Raw genomic sequence first — 21,915 nt, 5'->3', positions numbered from 1 at the left:
GCTCCGTTCGCGCGCTGGATCGTCAACAGCGCAGCGGCCTGAGGGAAGCGGCGATGACCTCCTGCACAAATGACGCCACCGAGGATGGGGCAATCCCGGCAAGTTCGGTTCGATGGGCGCTTGCCGCCCTTTGCCTATCCATGCTGCTATCTTCGCTCGGCACGAGCGTTGCCAATGTCGCCTTGCCGACATTGGCCAAGGTGTTCGCCGCACCATTCCAACAGGTGCAGTGGGTTGTGCTCTCCTACCTCCTGGCGATCACGATCCTGATCGTCGGCGTTGGACGGCTGGGCGACATTGCCGGGCGCCGGCGGGTTCTCTTGGCAGGGCTGCTCGTGTTTGCCGCCGCCTCGGCGCTCTGCGGGCTTGCGCCCTCGCTCTGGTGGCTGGTTGCTGCCCGGGCCGCGCAGGGCCTCGGCGCAGCCATCCTGATGGCGCTGACCATGACCTTCGTCTTCGAGACGGTCCAAAGGGAAAGAACGGGCCGCGCCATCGGGCTCCTCGGAGCGATGTCGGCAATCGGAACCGCGCTCGGTCCGTCCCTTGGCGGCATTGTCATTGCCTGGTTCGGCTGGCGGGCGATCTTTCTCGCCAACATCCCGCTTGGTCTGCTGGCCTACTTTCTTGCCCACCGGTTCCTGCCCGTCGACGGCGATTCGCCGAAAACCGATCGCCTTGGATTCGACGCTCTGGGCACGCTGCTGCTTGCCGGCACGCTCGCTGCCTATGCGCTCGCCACGACGGCAGGGCGCGGCGATTTCGGCACGCTGAATGCGACGCTCCTGATGGCTGCACTTACGGGCATCGTCCTCTTCTTTCTCACTGAGGCGAAGGCGGCATCGCCTTTGATCCGCTTGACAGCATTCCGCGATTCAAAGTTCAGCGCCAGCCTCGCCATGAATGCCCTCGTCTCGACGATAATGATGGCGACCTTGGTGGTGAGCCCGTTCTATCTCTCCCGCGTGCTCGGGCTCGACGCGGCGCTTGTTGGCATGGTCATGTCGATTGGCCCGCTTGTCTCGGCGCTGTCCGGCGCCCCGGCTGGCCGTGTTGTCGACCGTTTGGGCGCGCCGGTCGTGGTCATCGCCGGACTGATCGAGATGACCGTCGGTGCAGTTGCCCTATCCGTGCTTCCGGCAATGTTCGGCATTGCGGGCTACATTGCCGCCATTGCCGTCCTGACCCCGGGTTATCAGCTGTTCCAGGCAGCCAACAACACCGCCGTCATGATGGACATCCCCGCCGATCGGCGGGGCGTCGTTTCCGGCCTTCTCAGCCTGTCGCGCAATCTCGGGCTCATCACCGGCGCTTCCGTCATGGGCGCCGTCTTCGCCTTTGGCGCGATGACGGCCGATATCACGACGGCACCTCCCGAAGCCGTTGCCACAGGCATGCAGTTCACCTTCGCCGTCGCGGCGGCTCTAAGCGCCACCGCGATCGCCATCGCCGCCCTTGCCACGCGTCCGTCGAGCTAAGAGGCCCGAACCCGTACCGCCGCCTTTCGACCCCTGTCCCACCGCCGTTTGGGGCGGGCTAATGGTCAAATGCTTGCCTGCACGCTGTGCAGGTTGGCATAGACGCCTTCCTGCGCCATGAGGTCGTTATGGGTGCCCTGTTCGATGATGCCATCGCCGGTAAGCACGAGGATGCGGTCGGCATGGCGGACAGTGGACAGGCGGTGGGCGATGACCAGGGTGGTGCGGCCCTTCGCCAGACTGAGCAGCGCCTTTTGGACCGCCCGCTCGCTTTCGTTGTCGAGCGCGCTGGTTGCCTCGTCGAAGATCAGGATCGCCGGATCCTTGAGAAAGGCGCGCGCTATCGTAAGGCGCTGCCGCTGGCCACCCGAAAGCTTGACACCGCGTTGACCGATATCGGTCGCGTAGCCATTGGGCAGAGCCGCGATGAAGTCGTGAGCGTTGGCGGCACGAGCGGCGGCCTCCACCTCGGCATCGGTCGCGTCGGGCCGGCCGTAGCGCAGATTTTCCGCCACGGTGCCGGCAAAGAGATAGACGTCCTGCTGCACTACCCCGACATGTCGCCGCAGTGACGCCAGCGTCACGTCGCGAATGTCGGTGCCGTCGATGCGGATCGCTCCGGCCAGCACATCGTAGAAGCGCGGTATGAGCGCGCAAAGCGTGCTCTTACCCACCCCTGAAGGGCCAACCAGGGCCACGAACTCGCCAGGGGCAATGGTGAACGAGAGCCGCTCGAGCACCTTTGGACCATCGGCCTCGTAGCCGAAGTCGACGTCGGAAAAACTGATCTCGCCCGCTGGAGCCGGCATCGGGCGGGCGGCAGGGCGGTCGAAGACGTCGGGTGCGATCTCCAGGATCTCCATGGCCCGAACGAAGCCGGTGTAGCCCTCCTGCCAAAGGCGGACGAAATTGGCGAGCCGCTGCATCGGATCGACCAGCACCGCCACGCAGAGCAGAAAGGTGAGGATGTCCGCCACCGACAGCTCCGACGTCAGGATGCGCAGCCCCCCGATCACGATGACAAGTATCGTGATGAGCTGTGCAAAGGTCTCGATACCCACCGAAAACCAGGCCTCGCTGCGGTATCCGTCGGCGCGGCCCTTCAGGAACCGAAGGTTCAGCTTGGCAAAGCGCTCCTGCTCCAGCGCCTCGTTGGCGAAGGACTGGACGACCCGAATGCCCGCCAGGGCGTCCTCCACGCGTTCATTGACGGCGGCGATCTGCCGCTTGCTCGCTTCGAGCGCGCGGTTCATGCGCCGGTTGAAATGCAACGCATAGGTCGCCGCCACCGGCGTGAGCAGCAGGATGAGGCTGGCCAGAGGCGGATCGATGAAAAACAGCACCAGCATGGCGCCGCCATATTTGAGTGCGGCGATGGAGAGGTCCTCCGGGCCGTGGTGGAAAAGCTCGCCCAGCCACAGGGAATCGTTCGTGATGCGGCTCATCAACTGCCCCGTGCGCTGGCGGTCGTAGAAGCTGAACGAGAGTTTCTGGCAGTGTTCGAAGAGCTCCTGGCGGACGGCGGCCTCGATACGGGCGCCCATCACGTGCCCCTGATAGTCGACGAAGAAGATGGCAACGGTTTGGATCGCCAGGATGGCAAGCATGAAGGCGCCGACGGCAAGGATCTGCTCGTAAGCCTCCGGCATGTTGGGCAGAGCCAGAAGGCGGCTTGTGACGAAGTTGGCGCAGAGCGGCAGCGCCACCGCGGTGCCGGCGACGACGATCGCGCAGAGCAGATCCGCCAGCAGCAAAGGCAGGTGCGGGCGATAGTAGGAGAGGAACTTGCGCATGCGCAAGCAGCGCCTGTCGCGGTCGGCCTTGCTTGGAGAGTCGCGGAAGAATTTCAGAAAGCGGTTATGGCGCGGCGGGCTTTTCCTCGCGCGGGAAAACAGAATGTGCATGAAGCAGAATGTCCTTGTGGGCGATGTTTCCTTTCTGGTTGGACAGGTTCGCTTTCATGTCAGTCTCCCCGGGGATCGGACCAATTGGAGCCCAAGCATCGCGGACAACCGAAACCGGATCAACCCCGCCGCGTAAAGAGATCGGCCGGTGTTGTCCCCATGCAACAGCCCGAGGTCGCAGACTGCTGCTCGGCTGTCGCTGTCTGCAAAGTCACTGTCTGCGCGGCCCGGCATGAGGACGCGAGCGTCTGGTCGCATCGAACAACGACGGGGAAGGACTGCCATTAGAGGCTGAAACGGTTTATCGAGACAAGCGCTCGGATCGAACTGAACGCAATTGCGTCCGACTGCCGGAAATTGCGCGCCACATCATGGCAGGCATCCGACGAAGTTCGGCAATCTGCCGTCTGATCGAAGCAGGCCGGGTTGCCGAAGAGACCCCTGGCTCCGGCGCTCGGCCTTTTTTGTCGAAAGGGATTTCCGCGATTAGAAGAACTCGTCCAGCACCACATAGTAGGCGACTTTCGCGTCATCGATGCCGGAAAGCCCATAACAATCGAGGAAATGTTGAACCCATGTTTGACCGACGTTGTATCGGATGCTGCGCAGTGCCAACGCAATATCCTGGTATCGATCGGCAACCCCCAGACGGCCGCAATCGACATATCCACTGAATTGGCCCTCATGCGTCATGAAGTTCGGCAAGCAGGCGTCGCCATGGGCAACGACGGGATCCGTCACGTCAGGCTGGTTGGCTTCAAGGTAGGCGAAAAGGCTCGCAGCGGTTGCGTTTAGCCGCTCCTCGTCAAAATCACTCTCGTCTACGGCGCCTGCTTCCATCCGCGCCTTGGCAAGCCTCAAACGAACCGTCAGCCTGTGGTCGAAAGGGCAGTTTGCAGGGTCGAGTTCGTGCAATCGACGTAAAGCGGCCGCCAGGATCTCGATGCGCTGCCCATCAGGGGTCGACCTGGACGAAGCCAGGTCTTTTCCGTCAAGCGCGCTCAGCAGCAGCCAGTTTCTGCCCTCATGGCTTTCCAGGGCGACGACGCTGGGGCACGCCAGCCCTTGCTCGGCAAGCCACAGCAGACGCTCCGCCTCCAACGGCAATTCCGCAAAGGGACCCGCAATTTCGCCTTTCAGGAAAAACTGCGTCCTGCCACCTTCAGCGAGCCTGAACACGGCTGCAGACGAACATCCCAGATCGACCTGCCTCCACTCGTGTCGAGATAGCAGCGCCCTTAAATCGGGAGGTAAGGCAAGGTTATCCATCGGCACGTCATCTTGGTGATTGTCTGCCATTGGCTTTGCGCCTACAGGCCAGGCCGCTTGCGACCACATGCTGCAAGCGGATTTGGCACTAAGCCGGACGAAAGGCGTTTAATCCAGACACTGACCGTCCCTGACCGTTTCCCTTCGTTGTCAATCAACGTCCTCGAGCACTGCGTCCGGCTTGCCGCTGATGCGGTGCGCAAGCGCTGCTTCCATGAACTCGTTGAGGTCGCCATCGAGCACGTCGCCAGGTGCCGTGCTCGAAACGCCGGTGCGCAGGTCCTTGACCAGCTGATAGGGCTGCAGCACGTAGGAGCGGATCTGATGGCCCCAGCCGATCTCCGTCTTGGATGCCGCTTCGGCGCTTGCTGCCTCTTCGCGCTTCTTCAGTTCCGCTTCATACATGCGCGCGCGCAGCATGTCCCAGGCCTTGGCGCGGTTCTTGTGCTGCGAGCGCTCCTGCTGGCAGGCAACGACGATGCCGGTCGGAATATGCGTGATGCGCACTGCCGAGTCGGTGGTGTTCACGTGCTGTCCGCCCGCGCCCGACGAGCGGTAGGTGTCGATGCGGCAGTCGCTTTCGTTGATTTCGATGTTGATCGAGTCATCGACCACCGGATAGACCCAGATCGACGAAAAGGACGTGTGGCGGCGCGCATTGCTGTCATAGGGCGAAATGCGTACGAGCCGGTGCACGCCCGACTCCGTCTTCAGCCAGCCATAGGCATTGTGGCCCTTGACCAGCAGCGTCGCCGACTTGATCCCCGCCTCTTCGCCGTCATGGACTTCGAGAAGCTCGACCTTGAAGCGCTGGCGTTCCGCCCAGCGCGTGTACATGCGAAGCAGCATGTTCGCCCAGTCCTGGCTTTCGGTGCCGCCGGCACCCGAATGCACTTCGAGATAGGTGTCGTTGGCGTCGGCCTCGCCTGAAAGCATGGCTTCCACCTGGCGGCGCGCGGCCTCGGCCTTCAGGCTCTTCAGCGCGTCCTCGGCCTCCTTGACGATGCTTTCATCGCCCTCTTCCTCACCCATCTCGATGAGTTCGACATGGTCGTTCAGCTGCTGTTCGAGCTGCTTCACGCCGTTGATGCCGTCATCGAGCTGCTGGCGTTCGCGCATCAGCTTCTGAGCTTCGGCAGCATCGTTCCAGAGATTCGGGTCTTCTGCCTTGTTGTTTAACCAGTCCAGCCGTCTTATCGCCTGGTCCCAGTCAAAGATGCCTCCTCAGCAGGGTGATAGCCTGCTTGGTTTCATCGACTACGTTTTCGATTTCCGCTCGCATTTTCCTGCTTCTTTGCGTTGGTCTTGAGTTGGTCCGTCAAATAGTTGCGGCGGCCGCGGATGTAAAGAGCCGCGGCCGCCGCATCGGTGCTGGGATTGTTCAGTAGAGGCCGCCTGCGCCAGACTGCACGGCCTGGTTCGCCTGCGGCGAGGTCTTCAGGATCTCCTCCGGCGCCATCGTGCTGTCCATGCCGATGACGGACAAGCTGTCGGCCGGGCCGGTGCCGGGCTTGAAGGCCTCGATGATGGTGTTCGGATCGCCCTCCATCGCCGCCATGCCGGTCTTGCGGTCGATCGGGATCAGGTTCATGCCCTGCGGGATGACGAATTTCGATTCCGGCATGTCCTTGACGGCTGCCTGCATGAATTCGTTGAAGATGGGAGCCGAGAGGCCGCCGCCCGTACCGCCGCGGCCAAGCGGCGCCGGATTGTCGAAGCCCATGTAGAGGCCGGCCACGAGGTCGGGCGTGAAGCCGACGAACCAGGCATCCTTCTCGTCGTTGGTGGTGCCGGTCTTGCCAGCCACGTCGCGCCCGCCGAGGTCGATCTTGCCGGCCGCAGTGCCACGGGCGATGACGCCCTGCATCATCGAGGTGATCTGATAGGCCGTCATCGGGTCGAGAACCTGTTCCCGGTTGTCGACGATGTTCGGCTCTTCCTGATTCTGCCAGTCGCCGGCATTGCAGCTGTCGCAGAGACGTTCCTCATGTCTGAAGATCGTCTTGCCGTAGCGGTCCTGGATGCGATCGATCAGCGTCGGCTTGATCTGCTTGCCGCCGTTGGCGATCACCGAATAGGCCGAAACCATACGCAACACGGTGGTCTCGCCGGAGCCGAGCGACATGGCAAGCAATGCCGGCATCTTGTCGTAGATGCCGAAGCGCTCGGCATATTCGGCAACGATGTTCATGCCGAGGTCATTGGCAAGGCGCACGGTCATCAGGTTGCGCGAGTGCTCGATGCCGGAGCGCAGCGTCGACGGACCATTGAATTCGCCGCCGTAGTTTTCCGGCCTCCAGACCTGGCCGCCGGAGACGACCTCAATCGGCGCGTCCATGATCACCGAGGCGGGCGTATAACCATTGTCCATGGCCGCAGCATAGACGAACGGCTTGAACGAGGAGCCGGGCTGGCGCATCGCCTGCGTCGCGCGGTTGAATTCCGACTGCCCATAGGAGAAGCCGCCTGCCATCGCAAGGACGCGGCCGGTCTTGGGGTCCATGGCAACGAGGCCGCCCTGAACCTTCGGCGGTTGGCGCAGACGGTAAGACGTCGAGCCTTCGCCTCCCAACCGCTCGACATAGACGACGTCGCCCGGCGAAAGCACGCCTTCGGGCGATTTGGCCGTCTTGCGCTCGCCGGTCGAGGAGCGGTAGGCCCACTGCATGTTCTTCGCCTCGATCGTGCCATGCTCGCGCTCGGCGGCAGCCTTTCCGGCGCCGTCCCTGCGGGGCTGGAGGCCGATGTCGACGCTTTCGGTGGAAACGGCAAGCACGACGGCGAGGCGCCATTCGGGCACGTCGGAAAGCGCTGGAATTTCCGCGAGCGCCTTGCCCCAATCGGCGGTAGTGTCGATCGCCTTCAGCGCTCCATGGAAGCCGCGGCGTTCGTCGTAGGTCGTCAGGCCGTCCTGCAGCGCCTTGCGGGCGGCGAGCTGCATCTGCGGATCGAGCGAGGTGCGGACCGAAAGGCCGCCTTCGTAGAGCGCCTTTTCTCCATATTGGCCGATGAGCTGGCGGCGAACGGCTTCGGCGAAATAATCAGAAGCAAAGAGCGAGGGGCCGGTGCTGCGGGCCGTCACGCCGAGCTGCTGCTTCTTGGCTTCCGCCCCGTCGCTCGGGCTCACATAGCCGTTTTCGACCATGCGGTCGATGACCCAGTTGCGGCGCTCCACCGCGGCATCTGGATGGCGGAAGGGATGATAGTTCGCGGGGCCCTTCGGCAGCGAGGCGAGATAGGCGGCTTCGGCAACGGTGAGTTCGGTGACCGACTTGTTGAAGTAGGTGAGCGCCGCCCCGGCGATGCCGTAGGAGTTCAGGCCGAAGAAGATCTCGTTCAGATAGAGCTCGAGGATCTTGTCCTTGCTGTAGGCCTGCTCGATGCGGAAGGAGAGGATGGCTTCCTTGATCTTGCGGTCGATCGTCTGGTCGGATGTCAAAAGGAAGTTCTTGGCCACCTGCTGCGTGATCGTCGAGGCGCCCACGGGACGGCGGCCGGAGCCGAAATTCTGCAGGTTGACGACGATGGCGCGCGCAAGCCCGCTGAGATCGACGCCGGGATGGTTGTAGAAATTCTTGTCTTCGGCCGAAAGGAAGGCGGCCTTGACCCGATCCGGGATCGCCTGGATCGGCAGGAAAAGACGCTTTTCCTTGGCGTATTCGGCCATCAACGCGCCGTTTCCGGCATGAACGCGGGTGGTGACCGGCGGCGCATAGCTGTTCAGGACGGCGTAATCGGGGAGATCCTTCGCGACGTTTGCCAGGTAGACGGCAACGACGGCAGCAGCGCCCAGAAACAGGACGCAAGCAATTCCGAAGAAATATCCAAGGAGTCTGATCATATTGAGCTACCGGTATTCCAAATTTCAATCGGTGCAGGCACTATATTTGCATGGAAGCGGGCGATTTGCACATCGCGCGGGCATACTCCATGAGCGCCATCGCGACAAGCCGTCCAGCCTGGCTAGTCGAAAACATAGCGGCGAGTAACGGCCTGAATGTGAGCAAAATAGGGCTCCCCTGCCCCATTCACATGCTCCGCTTTGCTTTCGCCGCGGGTGTCACATCTCAGCCACGGCCTCAGCCGCCATTGGCAACCACGGAAGAGCGATAGCGCTTGACGGCATCGGTCAACAGCTCGGCGATCTTCACCCTCCATTTCTCGTCGAGCAGCAGCTTTTCGTCTTCCGCGTTGGAGAGGAAGCCGAGTTCGAGCAGAATCGAGGGCACATCGGGCGCCCGCAGAACCTGGAAGCCTGCATGCCGATGCGGATTGTTGATCGTACTGATCTGATCCTTGAACGAACCGAGCACGCTTTCGGCCAGCGAGATCGAGAAGGCCTGAGTCTCGCGGCGCGTCAGGTCGAGCAGGATATCGGCCACTTCCGGTGGTTCGGCGGCGGTTTCCTTGCCGGCGATCTGATCGGAAAGATTTTCGCGCTCGGCAAGATCGGCGGCGAGCTTGTCGGAGGCCCTGTCGGAGATCGTATATACCGTCGCGCCGCGGATATCCTTTTGCTTCAGCGTATCGGCGTGCAGCGAGATGAAGAGGCCGGCATGGTTCTGCCTGGCGATCTGCACGCGCTCGGCAAGCGACAGGAATTCATCCTCGCTGCGGGTGAGGAAGGCCTTGATGCCATGCTCGCGGTTCAGCCGGTCGGCCAGCGCCTTGGCGAAGGCAAGCGTCACCTGCTTTTCCTCGGTCTTGGTATCGACGCCGATCGCGCCGGTATCGATGCCTCCATGGCCGGCATCGACGGCGATGATGAAGTCGCCAGGCTGTGCCGCCTGCGGCGCCGGTATTGGACCCGACTGCGGACGGTCTGCCGGATCGCTCCAGGACTGCGCCTTGACGAGGGCCGCGAACTCCTCCTTGCCGGTCATCTCGGCATCGAGCACGAGGCGGTAACCCCTGCCATCCTCGTCGGCCTGCACCTTGGCCGTGGCCAGCTTCACCGGCTTGACGGCGCTCAGCACGATGCGGGCGCTGCCTTCGTCCATCGTGCCGTAGCGGATGTCCTTGAAAAGCCCCCTCGCCGCCAGATCTTTGGCGTGGAAACCGAACGCGGTCGCCGGCAGATCGACGACGATGCGCTCGGGATTGGCGATATAGTGGACCGAAAAACTCGGCTGCCGGTCGAAATCGATGACGACGCGGGTACGGGCGTCGTCGCCGATGATGCGTGCGCCATAGGCAAGCAGCGCCTCTGGCTTCTTCGGACCGGCGGCAAGCGCGACCATGGCATGAAGCGAAACCGCCGCTGCTGCGAGCATGCCTACGAATTTCGTCTTCCGCTTGCCGGATTCCCCCGCTGCGGACCGCACCCTCTTAAACACTCGACCGCCACACCCTATCTGTCATTGCGATGGATCCTTGCAGCCTCATGCACGCACCGCCCGCTTGAACGATTGTCCGCCGCCGCCGAATCAGGACCGCCAATTCCCCGATTGTCTATGCATTTCCAAATCCATCAATATTATGGCGCATTTGGCTTTTCCCTTGCTATTGTGACAGAGAAACCATACAACGATTTTCAGGTTAGAAAGTGTTGACGGGATAGAGTCGCCGCGCGGCTGCCAACCCCACGAGGACCTGGCGCCACAACCGGCAATCGTCCGCCGTCTTACGCGCTTCTCTCCATGGTAAACTGGATCCTGAATTTTCCGGCGTATGCGGAAACTTCATCGGTGGATAGCCACCAAACGCTCCGAGGAGCAAACTCATCGGACCCCCAGGGGTCTTAAGTATTGTCGATCTCGCTTGGTCATAATGGTTTCGCAGCAGGTTTTATCCAAAGTCTACAGGCCCCGGGAGAATGAATTCCCCGCTGTCGCCTGGCTGCTGCTGTCCCGCCCGAACCAATCGCGACTTTCATTATCCGGCGCACCCACGCTCGACCGCATGCCCCCTGTTATCAATACGGGCGGGAATGGGTGTCTGCGGCTGCGCCGAGGAGCACACCTTACATGGCAGACAAAATGCTTATCGACGCGTCTCACGAGGAAGAGACACGTGTCGTTGTCGTTCGCGGAAACCGTATAGAAGAATTTGACTTCGAGTCGCAGCACAAGAAGCAGATACGCGGCAACATCTATCTCGCAAAAGTAACGAGGGTCGAACCCTCGCTTCAGGCCGCTTTCGTCGATTACGGCGGCAACCGGCACGGCTTCCTGGCCTTTGCCGAAATCCATCCCGACTATTACCAGATCCCGCTGGCCGACCGTCAGGCCCTGCTTCGCGCCGAGGCCGAGGAGCACCGCCGAGACGACGACGTCGAGCATGTCGAAACCGCACCCGTGAGCGACCCGTCGACCCAGGAGCAGCCCGACACCGGCATCTTGCCGGCAAAAGAGCCGGCCGCCGAAGAGGCTTCCGAAGACGCCGCTCCGGCTGAAGCAAGCGCTCCGGCCGCAGAAGAGGCTCCGGCCAAGAAGGCCAAGCCGCGTCGCAGCCGCAAGAAGGTCGTCGAAACCACGCCGACCGAAGACGCCGTCCCGACCGATGTCGAAGCACCTTCCGCCTCCGTCGTCGACAATGATGACGAGGGGCCTGTCGGCGGCAGCATAGCTGCTGCTGTGGAGACCGACTCGATCTCCGAAGACGTCGATTCCCGCCGCCGCGGCAATGACGACGACGACGATGACGATCATGAGGAGGAAGTGATCGAATCGGTCGGCGCCGAAGATGCGATGGAAGAGGTTCCCGACCGCGTGCAGCGCAAGCCGCGCAAGCAGTATCGCATTCAGGAAGTCATCAAGCGTCGCCAGATCCTGCTTGTGCAGGTTGCCAAGGAAGAGCGCGGCAACAAGGGCGCGGCGCTCACCACCTATCTCTCGCTCGCAGGCCGCTACTCGGTCCTGATGCCGAACACGGCTCGCGGCGGCGGCATTTCCCGCAAGATCACCAATCCGCAGGACCGCAAGCGTCTCAAGGAAATCGCCCGAATGCTCGAAGTCCCGCAGGGCATGGGCGTCATCCTGCGCACGGCTGGCGCCAACCGCACCAAGGTCGAGGTCAAGCGCGACTTCGAATATCTGATGCGCCTGTGGGAAAACGTCCGCACGCTGACGCTCGCATCCACGGCCCCCTGCCTCGTCTACGAGGAAGGCTCGCTCATCAAGCGCTCGATCCGCGACCTCTACAACAAGGACATCAGCGAAATCATCGTTTCCGGCGAGGAAGGCTATCGTGAGGCGAAAGACTTCATGAAGATGCTGATGCCGAGCCACGCCAAGGTCGTTCAGCCTTACCGCGACATCCATCCGATCTTCTCGCGCTCCGGCATCGAGGCGCAACTCGACCGCATGCTGCAGCCGCAGGTGACGCTGAAGTCCGGCGGCTACCTGATCATGAACCAGACGGAAGCGCTCGTTTCGATCGACGTCAACTCCGGCCGCTCGACCCGTGAACATTCGATCGAGGACACCGCACTTCAGACGAATCTCGAAGCGGCCGATGAGGTCGCCCGCCAGCTTCGCCTGCGTGACCTTGCCGGTCTCATCGTCATCGACTTCATCGACATGGAAGAAAAGCGCAACAACCGCGCCGTCGAGAAGAAACTGAAGGAATGCCTGAAGAACGACCGTGCCCGCATCCAGGTCGGCCGCATCTCGCATTTCGGCCTGCTTGAAATGTCGCGCCAGCGCATCCGCGCTTCCGTGCTCGAATCCACGACTCAGGTCTGCTCGCATTGCGGCGGTACCGGCCATGTGCGCTCGCAGTCCTCCGTCGCCCTGCATGTGCTGCGCGGCATCGAGGAATACCTGCTGAAGAACACGACGCACGACATCACCGTGCGCACCACGCCCGAAATCGCGCTCTACCTGCTCAACCACAAGCGCCAGTCGATCATCGATTATGAAACCCGATTCGGCGTCGCGATTGTCGTCGATGCCGATAGCGCAGTCGGTTCGCAGCATTTTGCGATCGATCGCGGCGAGCCGGTCGAAAATCCGGTCAAGATCGAAACCCTCTTCAACTTCGCAGCCATTCCCGATGATGACGACGAAGATATCGTCATCGAGACGGAGGAGGAAGAAGACGAGGATGTGGATGAAAAGCCCCCAGCCGCCGAGCGTGCGCCCCAGCAGCGCGCCGAAGGTGACGGCGAAGGCAGCCGCAAGCGCAAGCGCCGCCGCCGCCGGCGTGGACGCAATGGTGCTGGTGAGCAAATCGCCGCTCAGGATACCGTTTCCGGCGAAACCGGTCACGAGGATGAAGGCGACGAAGAAGGTAGCGAGGGCGATGATACAGCCGCAGCAACCTTCGAAACGGGGGCTGAAAGCGAAGAATCCCAGCGCCGCAAACGCCGGCGCCGCGGCAAGCGTGGCGGGCGCCGCAACCGCGAGGAAGGCGAAGAAGTGAGCGCCGGCGCTGAAGCCGACAATGAAAATGCCGCTGATGCCGGGGATGGCACCGAGGCTGAAACGCAGGCCGAAATCGTCGAGGCGTTCTCCGAAGAAGCCGGCGATGGCCAGCCGGCGATGGCAGCCGTCGAAACCGGCGCGTTTGTCGCCGCAGCCAAGCCCGTCAAGGGCCGCAGCCGCCGCAAGGCGGCCCCCTCTCCCGTCGAGGAACCGGTTGTCGAAGCCGTACCTGCGGAAGCGGAAGCCGAAACGGTCGAAGCCTCCGCCGATCTCGCCACGCCGGCAGACGACGAAGCCAAGCCGGTCCGCGCCAATCGCGAATCGAACATCTCCTCTTCGTCGATCCCGACCGTCAAATCCACGCGCAGCGAGCCTGCCGAGGCCGACAATGACGGAAAGCCGAAAAAAGCCGGCTGGTGGCAACGCCGCGGCTTCTTCTGAGAAGCCGATACAAAACCTTGAAGGTAAAATCCGGCTGCGCAACGCGGCCGGATTTTTTTATCTGCTCATCTGCATGTACGGGAAAGGCAAGCAAGACGCTCTGGCGGCATCCGTCAGTCTCTTGAAGCTGCACCCCCTGGTCGACAGCCACGCCGCGCGTGAGCAACACATGCTGGCGGGCTTCTTTTAAGCATTTTCTTATTTACATTGGGGATCGATGCAAAATCAGATTGCCCCTGTCACATTTCCTTCATAAACAGTTTCTGATCAGTGGGGAGGATGTGGGACGTGATTCAATCTGTTTGGCCATATAGGCTGCTGGCATTTGCAGTATTTGCATCGGCCTATCCACTTTCATTCGTGCTGCCACAGCAAATGGGCTGGGAGAACGGTTCGTTCGAAAACCTGCAAGTTGTCGCCTACGCTTTCGGCTTCGTACAAGCAGGCATCTTGGCCTCACGGACGAGCGGAGCCTGGAGGGCATTATGGATTGCCCTTATGCCGGTCTGGTTCATTCTCGTCGCGCGTGAATTGAGCTGGGCTGCCGTCTTCCATGAGCCGACGCATTTTTCAGCGAACGGTCCCATGTATCAGGCCAGCAAGTTGCTTTGGTACAACGGTGCGGTGACGCCGATCGTGGCTGCGCTGCTGCTATTTTCGCTCATAACGGTGATCAGAGGTCGGGTTTGGAGGCTCCTGCCGGCTGTTCAGGGCAACAACCAGTTGCCAGTTCTCGAATGCGGGATGACGGTTGTGAGCGTTATTCTCATGACTGCCGCGGAGCATCACATGGGCATGTCGCTGGATGCGGTCGTGGGTAACGGGCAGATCTTCGAAGAAGCCGTTGAGCTTGCGGCAAGCCTGTTTCTCCTGACTGCACAACAGCGAGTTCGGATGGGCGGCGGACTGCGCCCGGCTACCCTGTTGTCAACACCAGCTTGGCATTGACGGCCCAGCTCGCCTGACCTCTCGACGCCCTGGCTGTCCCTCGTCGGAGCGTTCTAAAATCGTGCCCTTGGCCATCGGCCAAAGGCCTGGATCCTAGTGGCAATGGCTTCTCCTCGAGACCGTGATTTGCGAATAATTTGATTCAAGTCCTTTCAAAAATCCTTTCGAAATCCTCGACAAGCCTCGGAAATCAGACTCTATTTCAGCCAGGCGGCAATGCGCTCCACCGCCTCGGCGATCTCGGCCTCTGAGCCCGCATAGGACATGCGCATCGTCCGGTTGCCCTCCAGTGGATCGAAGTCGAAACCGGGTGTGGCAGCGACATCGATTTCCGCCAGCATGCGTTTGGCAAAGGCCATGCTGTCATTGGTGAAACGGGTGACGTCGACATAGGCATAGAAGGCGCCATCCATGGGCGAAGCGATCGAGAGCCCGATCTCTGGGAGACGCCGCATCAGGAACTCGCGGTTCCTGGCATAGCTTGCCCTGTAGACGTCGAGCTGCGCCGTCGCGTTGAGCGCTGCCGTCGCCGCGATCTGGGAAAGCTCCGGGGGCGAGATGTAGAGGCTTTGGGCCACCCGCTCGATCGGCCGGATCAGACGCTCAGGCAGCACCATCCAGCCAATGCGCCAGCCGGTCATGCAATAGTATTTCGAAAACGAGTTGATGACGATCGCTTCGCCGGTCAGTTCCAGCGCGCTCGTCTCTTCGCCCGCGAATGTCAGTCCGTGGTAGATTTCGTCGGATATGAAGGCGATCGAGTTGGCGGCGCAATAATCGGCGAGCGCCTTCAGCGCCTGCCTGCCCGTCACCGTGCCCGTCGGATTGGCCGGGCTTGCGAGCAGTACGCCTTTCAGCCTGACGCCGTCCTGCTGCGCCGCCTCCAGGCTTTGAGGCGTCAGTGTGAAATGCGTCTCGGCCGTCACCGGCACTTCGACAACCTTCAAGCCGAGTGCGCCGAGGATGTTGCGGTAGGCCGGATAACCGGGCCTGGCAATCGCCACGGCATCGCCGGCATCGAAGAGCGAAAGAAAGGCAAGGTTGAAACCCGCAGACGAACCCGTGGTGACGGCGATCTGCAGCGGGTCGATGTCAAGCCCGTGCCGGCCGCGATAGTGCGCAGCGATTCCTTGCTTCAGACGTGCGGTGCCGAGGGCGTCTGTATAGCCGACCCTGCCCTTGGCGAGCGCTTCTCGTGCTGCATCGAGTGCTTCCTGCGGCGCCGGATGGGACGGCTGGCCGACCGCCATCGAAATGACCGGATGACCGCTGGCGCGCCGTCTGGTCGCCTCGGCGAGCACGTCCATGGCGTGGAAGGGTTCGACTTCGCTGCGTCTCGATATGGAAAACAAGCTGGATATCTCCGGAAGTTTCACTTGCGGCCAGACAATTGCCGCAATAATCGGGTCATCACAATCCCGCGATTGCGTCGCGCCTGCGAAAAATCCTGTTTGAGGACGGAACCATGCGCCGTAATTTGGTGCTTTGCAGTTCTACCTGTTAACACGGCAATGATAAGATGCAGCAAATTTCGCGCCCCATCTGCCGTAGACGAGGATAACATGACCTTCTTCCCGAAAGCCTTCGCCGTTTTTGCGCTCGCAGCGAGCGTTGCGCTGCCCGTTCCGGCAGCAGCCCTCGACGACGCGCAGAAGAAGGAGTTCGGCGAGTTCATCAAGGAATACCTGATTGAGAACCCCGAAATCATGATCGACGTCCAGAATGCCCTGCAGAAGAAGCAGGAAGAGGCTCGCCTGGTGAAAGCCAACAGGGCGATCGAAGACAACCAGAAGGAAATCTTCGACGCGAAATACGACGCGGCCATCGGCAATCCCAAGGGCGACGTCACGATCGTCGAGTTCTTCGACTACAATTGCAGTTATTGCCGCCAGGCTCTTTCCGACATGCAGACCATGCTCGAAAAAGACAAGAATGTCCGTTTCGTGCTGAAGGAACTTCCGATCCTCGGGCCGGAATCGGCTGCCGCCCACAAGGTCTCGGACGCCTTGCGAAAGCTTGCACCCGAAAAATACGGCGAGTTCCACGTCGCCCTGCTCGGCAGCGGTGGACGCGCTGACGAGGAGAAGGCTCTCGCCGTTGCGGAATCGCTCGGCATCAGCAAGGAGCAGATCCTCGCGGAGATGAAGAAGAGCCCAAGCGAGGAGAGCGTTCAAAAGACCTACCAGCTTGCGCAGAACCTCGGCATCACCGGCACGCCGTCTTATGTTATCGGCAACGAGCTGGTGCAGGGTGCGGTCGGCTTCGACAACCTCGAGGCCAAGGTCAAGAACATGCGCACCTGCGGCAAGACGAGCTGCTGAGGCCGCGCCCATCAATTCGCCAAAATCCAAATGTTTCAGCCATGTGGACAAATATGGCACGATTCCGGCTGCCTCCCCCAAAGGGCTTTCAATCAAGGCATGGGGAGTCTATAGGTGGCCCTCGTGCTTTTGACGGAACATTCGATGACGCAGACCATTTTCGTCCTGAACGGACCTAACCTGAATTTGCTGGGCACCAGAGAGCCCGGCATATACGGCGCAAAGACGCTCACGGATATCGAGACGGATTGCAAGGTGGCAGGCGGCGAGCTCGGGTTGGAGATCGACTTCCGCCAGAGCAATCATGAAGGCGTCCTCATCGACTGGCTCCACGAGGCAAACGGCAAGGCGGCGGGCGTCATGCTCAATGCCGGGGCTTTTACGCACACCTCGCTCGCACTGCACGATGCAATCCGTGCTATTTCCATTCCGGTGGTGGAACTCCATATCACCAACGTTCATGCTCGCGAAGACTTTCGCCACAAGTCGCTGATTGCACCCGCTGTGAAGGGCGTCATCTGCGGTTTTGGTCCCCATAGCTATATCCTGGCGCTCCACGCGCTGAAGAACCTCACGGCATAAGAAGAAGACAGGGCACACTCATGGCTGAGACGAAAAAAAGTATCGATCAGGCGCTGATCCGCGATCTCGCAAATATCCTAAACGACACGGACCTGACGGAGATCGAGGTCGAGCAGGACGATCTGCGTATCCGCGTTTCGCGCGCCGGCAATACGCATTATGTCCAGGCGCCGATCGGTGTTCCTGCCTATGCTCAAGCCGCTTCTTCCGCATCCGCACCGCAGCCTGCTCCCGCTGCTGCGGCCGCTGCAGTGCGCAACCCGGCCAACACCGTCAACGCGCCGATGGTCGGCACCGTCTACATGGCCCCGGCTCCCGGCGCCCGTGCCTTCATCGAAGTCGGCGCGACGGTCAAGGAAGGCCAAACGCTTCTCATCATCGAAGCAATGAAGACGATGAACCAGATCCCATCTCCGAAGTCCGGCACGATCACGGAGATCCTGGTCGAGGATGGTCAGCCCGTCGAATACGGCCAACTCCTCGTCGTCATCGAATAAGGCGGGCGTCATGGTCTCCAAAATCCTCATAGCCAATCGCGGGGAAATCGCGCTGCGCGTGCTGCGCGCCTGCAAAGAGCTCGGCATCCCCTGCGTCGTGGTTCACTCCACCGCTGATGCCGATGCCATGCACGTGCGCCTTGCCGACGAGAGCGTCTGCATCGGCCCGCCGCCCTCGCGCGATAGCTATCTGAACATCCATCAGATCGTTGCCGCCTGCGAAATCACCGGCGCGGATGCCGTGCATCCGGGCTATGGCTTCCTTTCGGAAAATGCCAAGTTCGCCGACATCCTCGATGCCCACGACATCACCTTCATCGGTCCGACGGCGGACCATATCCGCATCATGGGCGACAAGATCACCGCCAAGACGACCGCGCTGGAACTCGGCATTCCGGTTGTTCCAGGTTCGGACGGCGAAGTGAAGACCGAGGAAGATGCGATCAAGACGGCCGCCCTGATCGGCTATCCGGTGCTCATCAAGGCAACGGCAGGCGGCGGCGGCCGCGGCATGAAGGTCGCAAAATCCGAAGCCGACCTGGTCGAGGCCTGGTCTACGGCACGCGCGGAAGCGGCGGCGGCCTTCGGCAACGACGCCGTCTACATGGAAAAATATCTCGGCAAGCCGCGCCACATCGAAATCCAGGTGTTTGGCGACGGTGAAGGCAATGCGATCCACCTTGGCGAACGTGACTGCTCGCTGCAGCGCCGTCACCAGAAGGTCTGGGAAGAGGCAAACTCTCCGGCGCTCAACGTCGAGCAGCGCATGAAGATCGGCCAGATCTGCGCCGAGGCCATGAAAAAGCTGAAGTATCGCGGCGCCGGAACGATTGAGTTCCTCTACGAAAACGGCGAATTCTATTTCATCGAAATGAACACCCGTCTGCAGGTGGAGCATCCGATCACCGAAGCGATCACCGGCATCGATCTCGTTCACGAACAGATCCGCGTCGCCTCCGGCCGAGGCCTGTCCGTCACGCAGGAAGAGGTCACCTTCGAGGGTCACGCCATCGAATGCCGCATCAATGCCGAGGACCCGCGCACCTTCGTGCCTTCGCCCGGCACGATCACGCATTTCCATGCGCCGGGCGGCCTTGGTGTGCGCATCGACAGCGGCGCCTATCAGGGCTACAAGATCCCGCCCTACTATGATAGCCTCATCGGCAAGCTCATCGTGCATGGACGCACCCGAGTAGAATGCATGATGCGTCTGCGCCGTGCTCTTGACGAATTTGTCGTCGACGGTATCAAGACGACGCTACCACTGTTCCAGGATCTTGTGTCCAATCAGGATATCGCCAACGGCGACTATGATATCCACTGGCTGGAACACTACCTGGCCAACCATCCGGCATAACGGAAATGGCAGGTTCGCGCAGGAAGTCCCCAGGCATAACCCCGGAGATTCTTCTGCGCGCCTATTCCATCGGCCTCTTTCCGATGGCCGAATCCGCCGACGATCCGGAAATCTTCTGGGTCGAGCCGGAGCTTCGCGGCGTACTGCCTCTCGACAGCTTCCACGTCTCGAAAAGCCTTGCGAAGACGATCCGCAGGCATCCCTTCGAGATCCGCTTTGATCATGATTTCGACGCCGTGATCGCGGCCTGCGCCGAGGCGACTTCAGACCGGCCGAGCACCTGGATCAACCATACGATCAGATCGCTCTATTCGACACTCCACCGCATGGGCCATGCCCATTCCGTCGAAGCCTGGCACGACGATCAACTGGTCGGCGGCCTCTATGGCGTCTCGCTCGGCTCGGCCTTCTTCGGCGAGAGCATGTTCTCGCGCCGCACCGACGCCTCGAAGATCTGTCTTGTTCATCTGGTCGCGCGTCTGCGCGACAGGCAGTTCACCCTGCTCGACACGCAATTCACTACCGAGCACCTGAAGACTTTCGGCGCCATCGACGTGCCCAAGGACGAATATGCGGTAATGCTCGCCGCGGCGATGGATTCACCGCAACTGAAGTTCTGAGGGCTGCGGCCCAAGTCTTACCGCCCTCGCCCCTTAGTAAAGGTCGCTTTTGTCTTTTGAGGCGCTTGGCAAATGTCGGCGCTGCCACCCCTCCTCATCTGGAGGCGCAAGCCGGCACGGTGTAGCCCCGAAGGACGAGGATGGCCACGATGTCGCTATTCTACTTCGCCGCCCCTTCGGGCGCCGGCACCTCGGACTGCGCCTTGCAGTCCTTCAGCCAAACGTCGTAAATCGGGTGTTCCACAGCGTTGAGGCCGGGGCTGTCTGCGAACATCCAGCCGGTGAAGATGCGACGGATCTTTCGGTCGAGGGTGATCTCGTCGACTTCGACGAAACCGTCGATCTTCTGGGCTTCTGCCTGGTCGCGCGAATAGCAGGCCTTCGGCGTGACCTGAAGTGCGCCGAACTGCACGGTTTCGTTGACATAGACATCGAAGGTGGTGATGCGGCCGGTGATTTTGTCGAGGCCGGAGAAGACGGCAACGGGATTGTCGATGCGTGCGGCAGACGCCGCCTGCGGCAAGAAGGAAGTACCAAGCGCCAGGCCAAACCCGGCAGCACGCAGGACATGATTGCGCGTGAAAAGCTTCATATCTACCCGTCTCCAGCGCATTTCAGATCGTGGTCGCAGGTCCTGCGACCAATCTGCGGGTAAAGGTCAATTGTGGCCAAAAGCGGGGCCGGACGGCCCCCCGGCAACGCGATATCAGTTGCCGGGCGTCCAGGCGTCGTAATCGCCGGTCACCCGCGGACGTTCGCCGGCAACGGCAAGCGAGCCCGGCGGGCGATAAGCCTGCGCGGAGCCGGTGAGGTTTTGACGGTGCGCCTTCTGCCATTCCTTGGCGACGTAGCTTTCCTTCGAGGGCGGAACATCGGTGCGGTGGTGCATCCAGCCGTGCCAGCCGGGGGGGATGGCGGAGGCTTCGGCATATCCCTTGTAGATCACCCAGCGCTTCGGCAGTCCGTAGGAGGACATCCCGCCTTCATAATAGACGTTGCCGAATTCATCCTCACCGACGCGCTTGCCGAAACGCCAGGTCGCAAAACGCGTGCCCAGCGTCTGGCCGTTCCACCAGGTGAAGATTTGCAAAAGTAGATTCTTCATGTCTTTTCCTTGTGCCTGCCGAAGGCGAGCGGACTGGAATTCGTTCCTTCGCTTATGCCGCCGGATTGGTGGATTGTCCAGCGATTCCGATCGGGCGAGACCCTATTTCAGGACCATCTTGAAGCGCAAATGCAACGGGCAATGACTGAGCCGCTCGTAGAAACCATGCGCATCCCGGCCTCCGGCGTTTATGCTTTGCAAAGGCGAAATTGATGCGTCCTTTCGCCTTGGCGAGGCAGAATTCTGTGCAGCAATTCCTTTGCCGCACATGTCGCCACGTGCCTGCAGCGCTTCGATGATCATGGAGGAGACGCCGCAAACCTTAACCGTCGCAGCGATGAACTTTTAAAGTAAGACCACCTCGGCGCGATGATCGGCTCGGTAAGGCGCGGATCGGGCAGCGCGGCAATCCTTCACAACGCCCTTTGATGCGGAATGCGTCCGCCGCGACCGCATCGCCATGAGCGCCGAATGGCCTCGGCAGCAAAGATCGCGATGCGCGCCGGGCCATCATTGCCGGCTCAATGGGTTTCGAGCCGCTTTTCGAGGATCAGCGTCGCAATCCCGGATTGGCCCGGTCCGTCGTTTTCCTGGCGGCCAGCATCGGTAAAACCATGTGCGTGATAAAAGGCGATTGCCTTCTCGTTCCTCGGCTCGACCTCGAGACGCATGATCTCTGCATCCGGAAAGCAGGTCTCGAGCTCGGCGAAGATTTCGCGCCCGATGCCCTGGCGATGCAGCGATGGCCGCACGTAGAGCAGGTGCAGCATGACCGTCTTCGTCATCTCGTCCGACATGGCGGCATAGCCTATGCCGCCGAGGGTCTTGCCGTTATCGACGACGAGGAATTCCGCGTTCTTCCTCGCCAGCCGCGCCTGGAGCGCTGCCGGGGAAAACAGATGCGCGATCAGCTCGCTCACCTTCGCCTCGCCGTAGAGATCGGCATAGGCGCAACGAAACGCCTCGGCCAGCAGGGCGCGGACCGTGTCGAGGTCCCGCTCGCTTGCCGTGCGCACGAAATACACGGCCC

19 protein-coding genes are annotated in these 21,915 nt (G+C 61.2%); 9 read left to right on the top strand and 10 right to left on the bottom strand.

Annotated elements, in window-relative coordinates:
• The first annotated feature begins 53 nt into the window (after positions 1-53).
• The gene (locus EV130_RS21365; RefSeq protein WP_132661280.1) at positions 54-1,475 is read left to right on the top strand and encodes an MFS transporter; all 1,422 of its coding nucleotides are present in this window, start codon (positions 54-56) and stop codon (positions 1,473-1,475) included.
• A gap of 65 nt (positions 1,476-1,540) precedes the next feature.
• Here the strand turns inward: EV130_RS21365 and EV130_RS21360 are convergent, their stop codons facing one another.
• The 5 genes from EV130_RS21360 to EV130_RS21340 form a co-directional block, all read right to left on the bottom strand.
• Positions 1,541-3,379, bottom strand: coding sequence for an ABC transporter ATP-binding protein (locus tag EV130_RS21360; protein ID WP_132661277.1), 1,839 nt, complete (start codon positions 3,377-3,379; stop codon positions 1,541-1,543).
• Between the two features lie 486 nt (positions 3,380-3,865).
• The gene (locus tag EV130_RS21355; RefSeq protein WP_132661274.1) at positions 3,866-4,678 is read right to left on the bottom strand and encodes an APH(3') family aminoglycoside O-phosphotransferase; all 813 of its coding nucleotides are present in this window, start codon (positions 4,676-4,678) and stop codon (positions 3,866-3,868) included.
• A gap of 120 nt (positions 4,679-4,798) precedes the next feature.
• Positions 4,799-5,930, bottom strand: a protein-coding gene (prfB, locus tag EV130_RS21350) for a peptide chain release factor 2 (protein ID WP_132552188.1) whose coding sequence is annotated in 2 segments (ribosomal slippage) — positions 4,799-5,860 and positions 5,862-5,930 — 1,131 coding nt in all. Because the reading frame shifts where the segments join, the coding sequence is not laid out codon by codon here.
• Between the two features lie 99 nt (positions 5,931-6,029).
• Positions 6,030-8,489, bottom strand: coding sequence for a penicillin-binding protein 1A (locus EV130_RS21345; protein WP_074060936.1), 2,460 nt, complete (start codon positions 8,487-8,489; stop codon positions 6,030-6,032).
• A gap of 238 nt (positions 8,490-8,727) precedes the next feature.
• Positions 8,728-9,888, bottom strand: a complete 1,161-nt coding sequence (locus EV130_RS21340; protein WP_425375575.1) for an N-acetylmuramoyl-L-alanine amidase — start codon at positions 9,886-9,888, stop codon at positions 8,728-8,730.
• Positions 9,889-10,614: 726 nt separating this feature from the next.
• Between EV130_RS21340 and EV130_RS21335 the strand changes: the two genes are divergently transcribed.
• From EV130_RS21335 to EV130_RS21325, 3 genes are all read left to right on the top strand, one after another.
• Positions 10,615-13,455: an Rne/Rng family ribonuclease gene (locus tag EV130_RS21335; RefSeq protein WP_132661269.1), complete on the top strand. Its 2,841-nt coding sequence runs from the start codon at positions 10,615-10,617 to the stop codon at positions 13,453-13,455.
• The gene (locus EV130_RS21330; RefSeq protein WP_074060933.1) at positions 13,403-13,645 is read left to right on the top strand and encodes a hypothetical protein; all 243 of its coding nucleotides are present in this window, start codon (positions 13,403-13,405) and stop codon (positions 13,643-13,645) included. Before EV130_RS21335 ends, EV130_RS21330 begins: the two co-directional genes overlap by 53 nt.
• 89 nt (positions 13,646-13,734) lie before the next feature.
• Positions 13,735-14,403 (top strand): hypothetical protein, encoded by a 669-nt coding sequence (locus tag EV130_RS21325; protein WP_132552185.1) that lies wholly within the window; start codon positions 13,735-13,737, stop codon positions 14,401-14,403.
• A 197-nt stretch (positions 14,404-14,600) separates the two neighbouring features.
• Here the strand turns inward: EV130_RS21325 and EV130_RS21320 are convergent, their stop codons facing one another.
• Entirely contained in the window at positions 14,601-15,755 is a 1,155-nt protein-coding gene (locus EV130_RS21320; RefSeq protein WP_132661267.1) for a pyridoxal phosphate-dependent aminotransferase, read from the bottom strand.
• Positions 15,756-15,965: 210 nt separating this feature from the next.
• On the opposite strand from EV130_RS21320, the gene EV130_RS21315 reads away from it, so the two are divergent.
• From EV130_RS21315 to aat, 5 genes are all read left to right on the top strand, one after another.
• A complete protein-coding gene (locus EV130_RS21315) occupies positions 15,966-16,724 on the top strand; it encodes a DsbA family protein (RefSeq protein WP_074060930.1) in 759 nt (252 codons plus the stop codon).
• Between the two features lie 144 nt (positions 16,725-16,868).
• Positions 16,869-17,306, top strand: a complete 438-nt coding sequence (gene aroQ, locus EV130_RS21310; protein ID WP_074063126.1) for a type II 3-dehydroquinate dehydratase — start codon at positions 16,869-16,871, stop codon at positions 17,304-17,306.
• A gap of 20 nt (positions 17,307-17,326) precedes the next feature.
• Positions 17,327-17,803, top strand: coding sequence for an acetyl-CoA carboxylase biotin carboxyl carrier protein (accB, locus tag EV130_RS21305; RefSeq protein WP_074060929.1), 477 nt, complete (start codon positions 17,327-17,329; stop codon positions 17,801-17,803).
• Positions 17,804-17,813: 10 nt separating this feature from the next.
• Positions 17,814-19,160, top strand: coding sequence for an acetyl-CoA carboxylase biotin carboxylase subunit (gene accC, locus EV130_RS21300; RefSeq protein WP_074060928.1), 1,347 nt, complete (start codon positions 17,814-17,816; stop codon positions 19,158-19,160).
• 5 nt (positions 19,161-19,165) lie between these two features.
• Positions 19,166-19,780 (top strand): leucyl/phenylalanyl-tRNA--protein transferase, encoded by a 615-nt coding sequence (gene aat, locus EV130_RS21295; RefSeq protein ID WP_074060927.1) that lies wholly within the window; start codon positions 19,166-19,168, stop codon positions 19,778-19,780.
• Between the two features lie 160 nt (positions 19,781-19,940).
• Here the strand turns inward: aat and EV130_RS21290 are convergent, their stop codons facing one another.
• The 4 genes from EV130_RS21290 to EV130_RS21275 form a co-directional block, all read right to left on the bottom strand.
• Complete coding sequence (locus EV130_RS21290; RefSeq protein ID WP_074060926.1) at positions 19,941-20,372, bottom strand: DUF2155 domain-containing protein; 432 nt, start codon at positions 20,370-20,372, stop codon at positions 19,941-19,943.
• Between the two features lie 114 nt (positions 20,373-20,486).
• Entirely contained in the window at positions 20,487-20,885 is a 399-nt protein-coding gene (locus EV130_RS21285) for an NADH:ubiquinone oxidoreductase subunit NDUFA12 (RefSeq protein WP_074060925.1), read from the bottom strand.
• A 102-nt stretch (positions 20,886-20,987) separates the two neighbouring features.
• On the bottom strand, positions 20,988-21,188 hold the full coding sequence (locus EV130_RS21280) for a GNAT family protein (protein WP_074060924.1): 201 nt from the start codon (positions 21,186-21,188) through the stop codon (positions 20,988-20,990).
• 218 nt (positions 21,189-21,406) lie between these two features.
• Positions 21,407-21,910: a GNAT family N-acetyltransferase gene (locus EV130_RS21275; RefSeq protein ID WP_132661264.1), complete on the bottom strand. Its 504-nt coding sequence runs from the start codon at positions 21,908-21,910 to the stop codon at positions 21,407-21,409.
• Positions 21,911-21,915 lie beyond the last annotated feature (5 nt).

The sequence above is a fragment of the Rhizobium azibense genome, assembly GCF_004342325.1.
GTDB lineage: Bacteria > Pseudomonadota > Alphaproteobacteria > Rhizobiales > Rhizobiaceae > Rhizobium > Rhizobium etli_B.
This window is presented reverse-complemented; position numbering and strand designations above follow the sequence as displayed.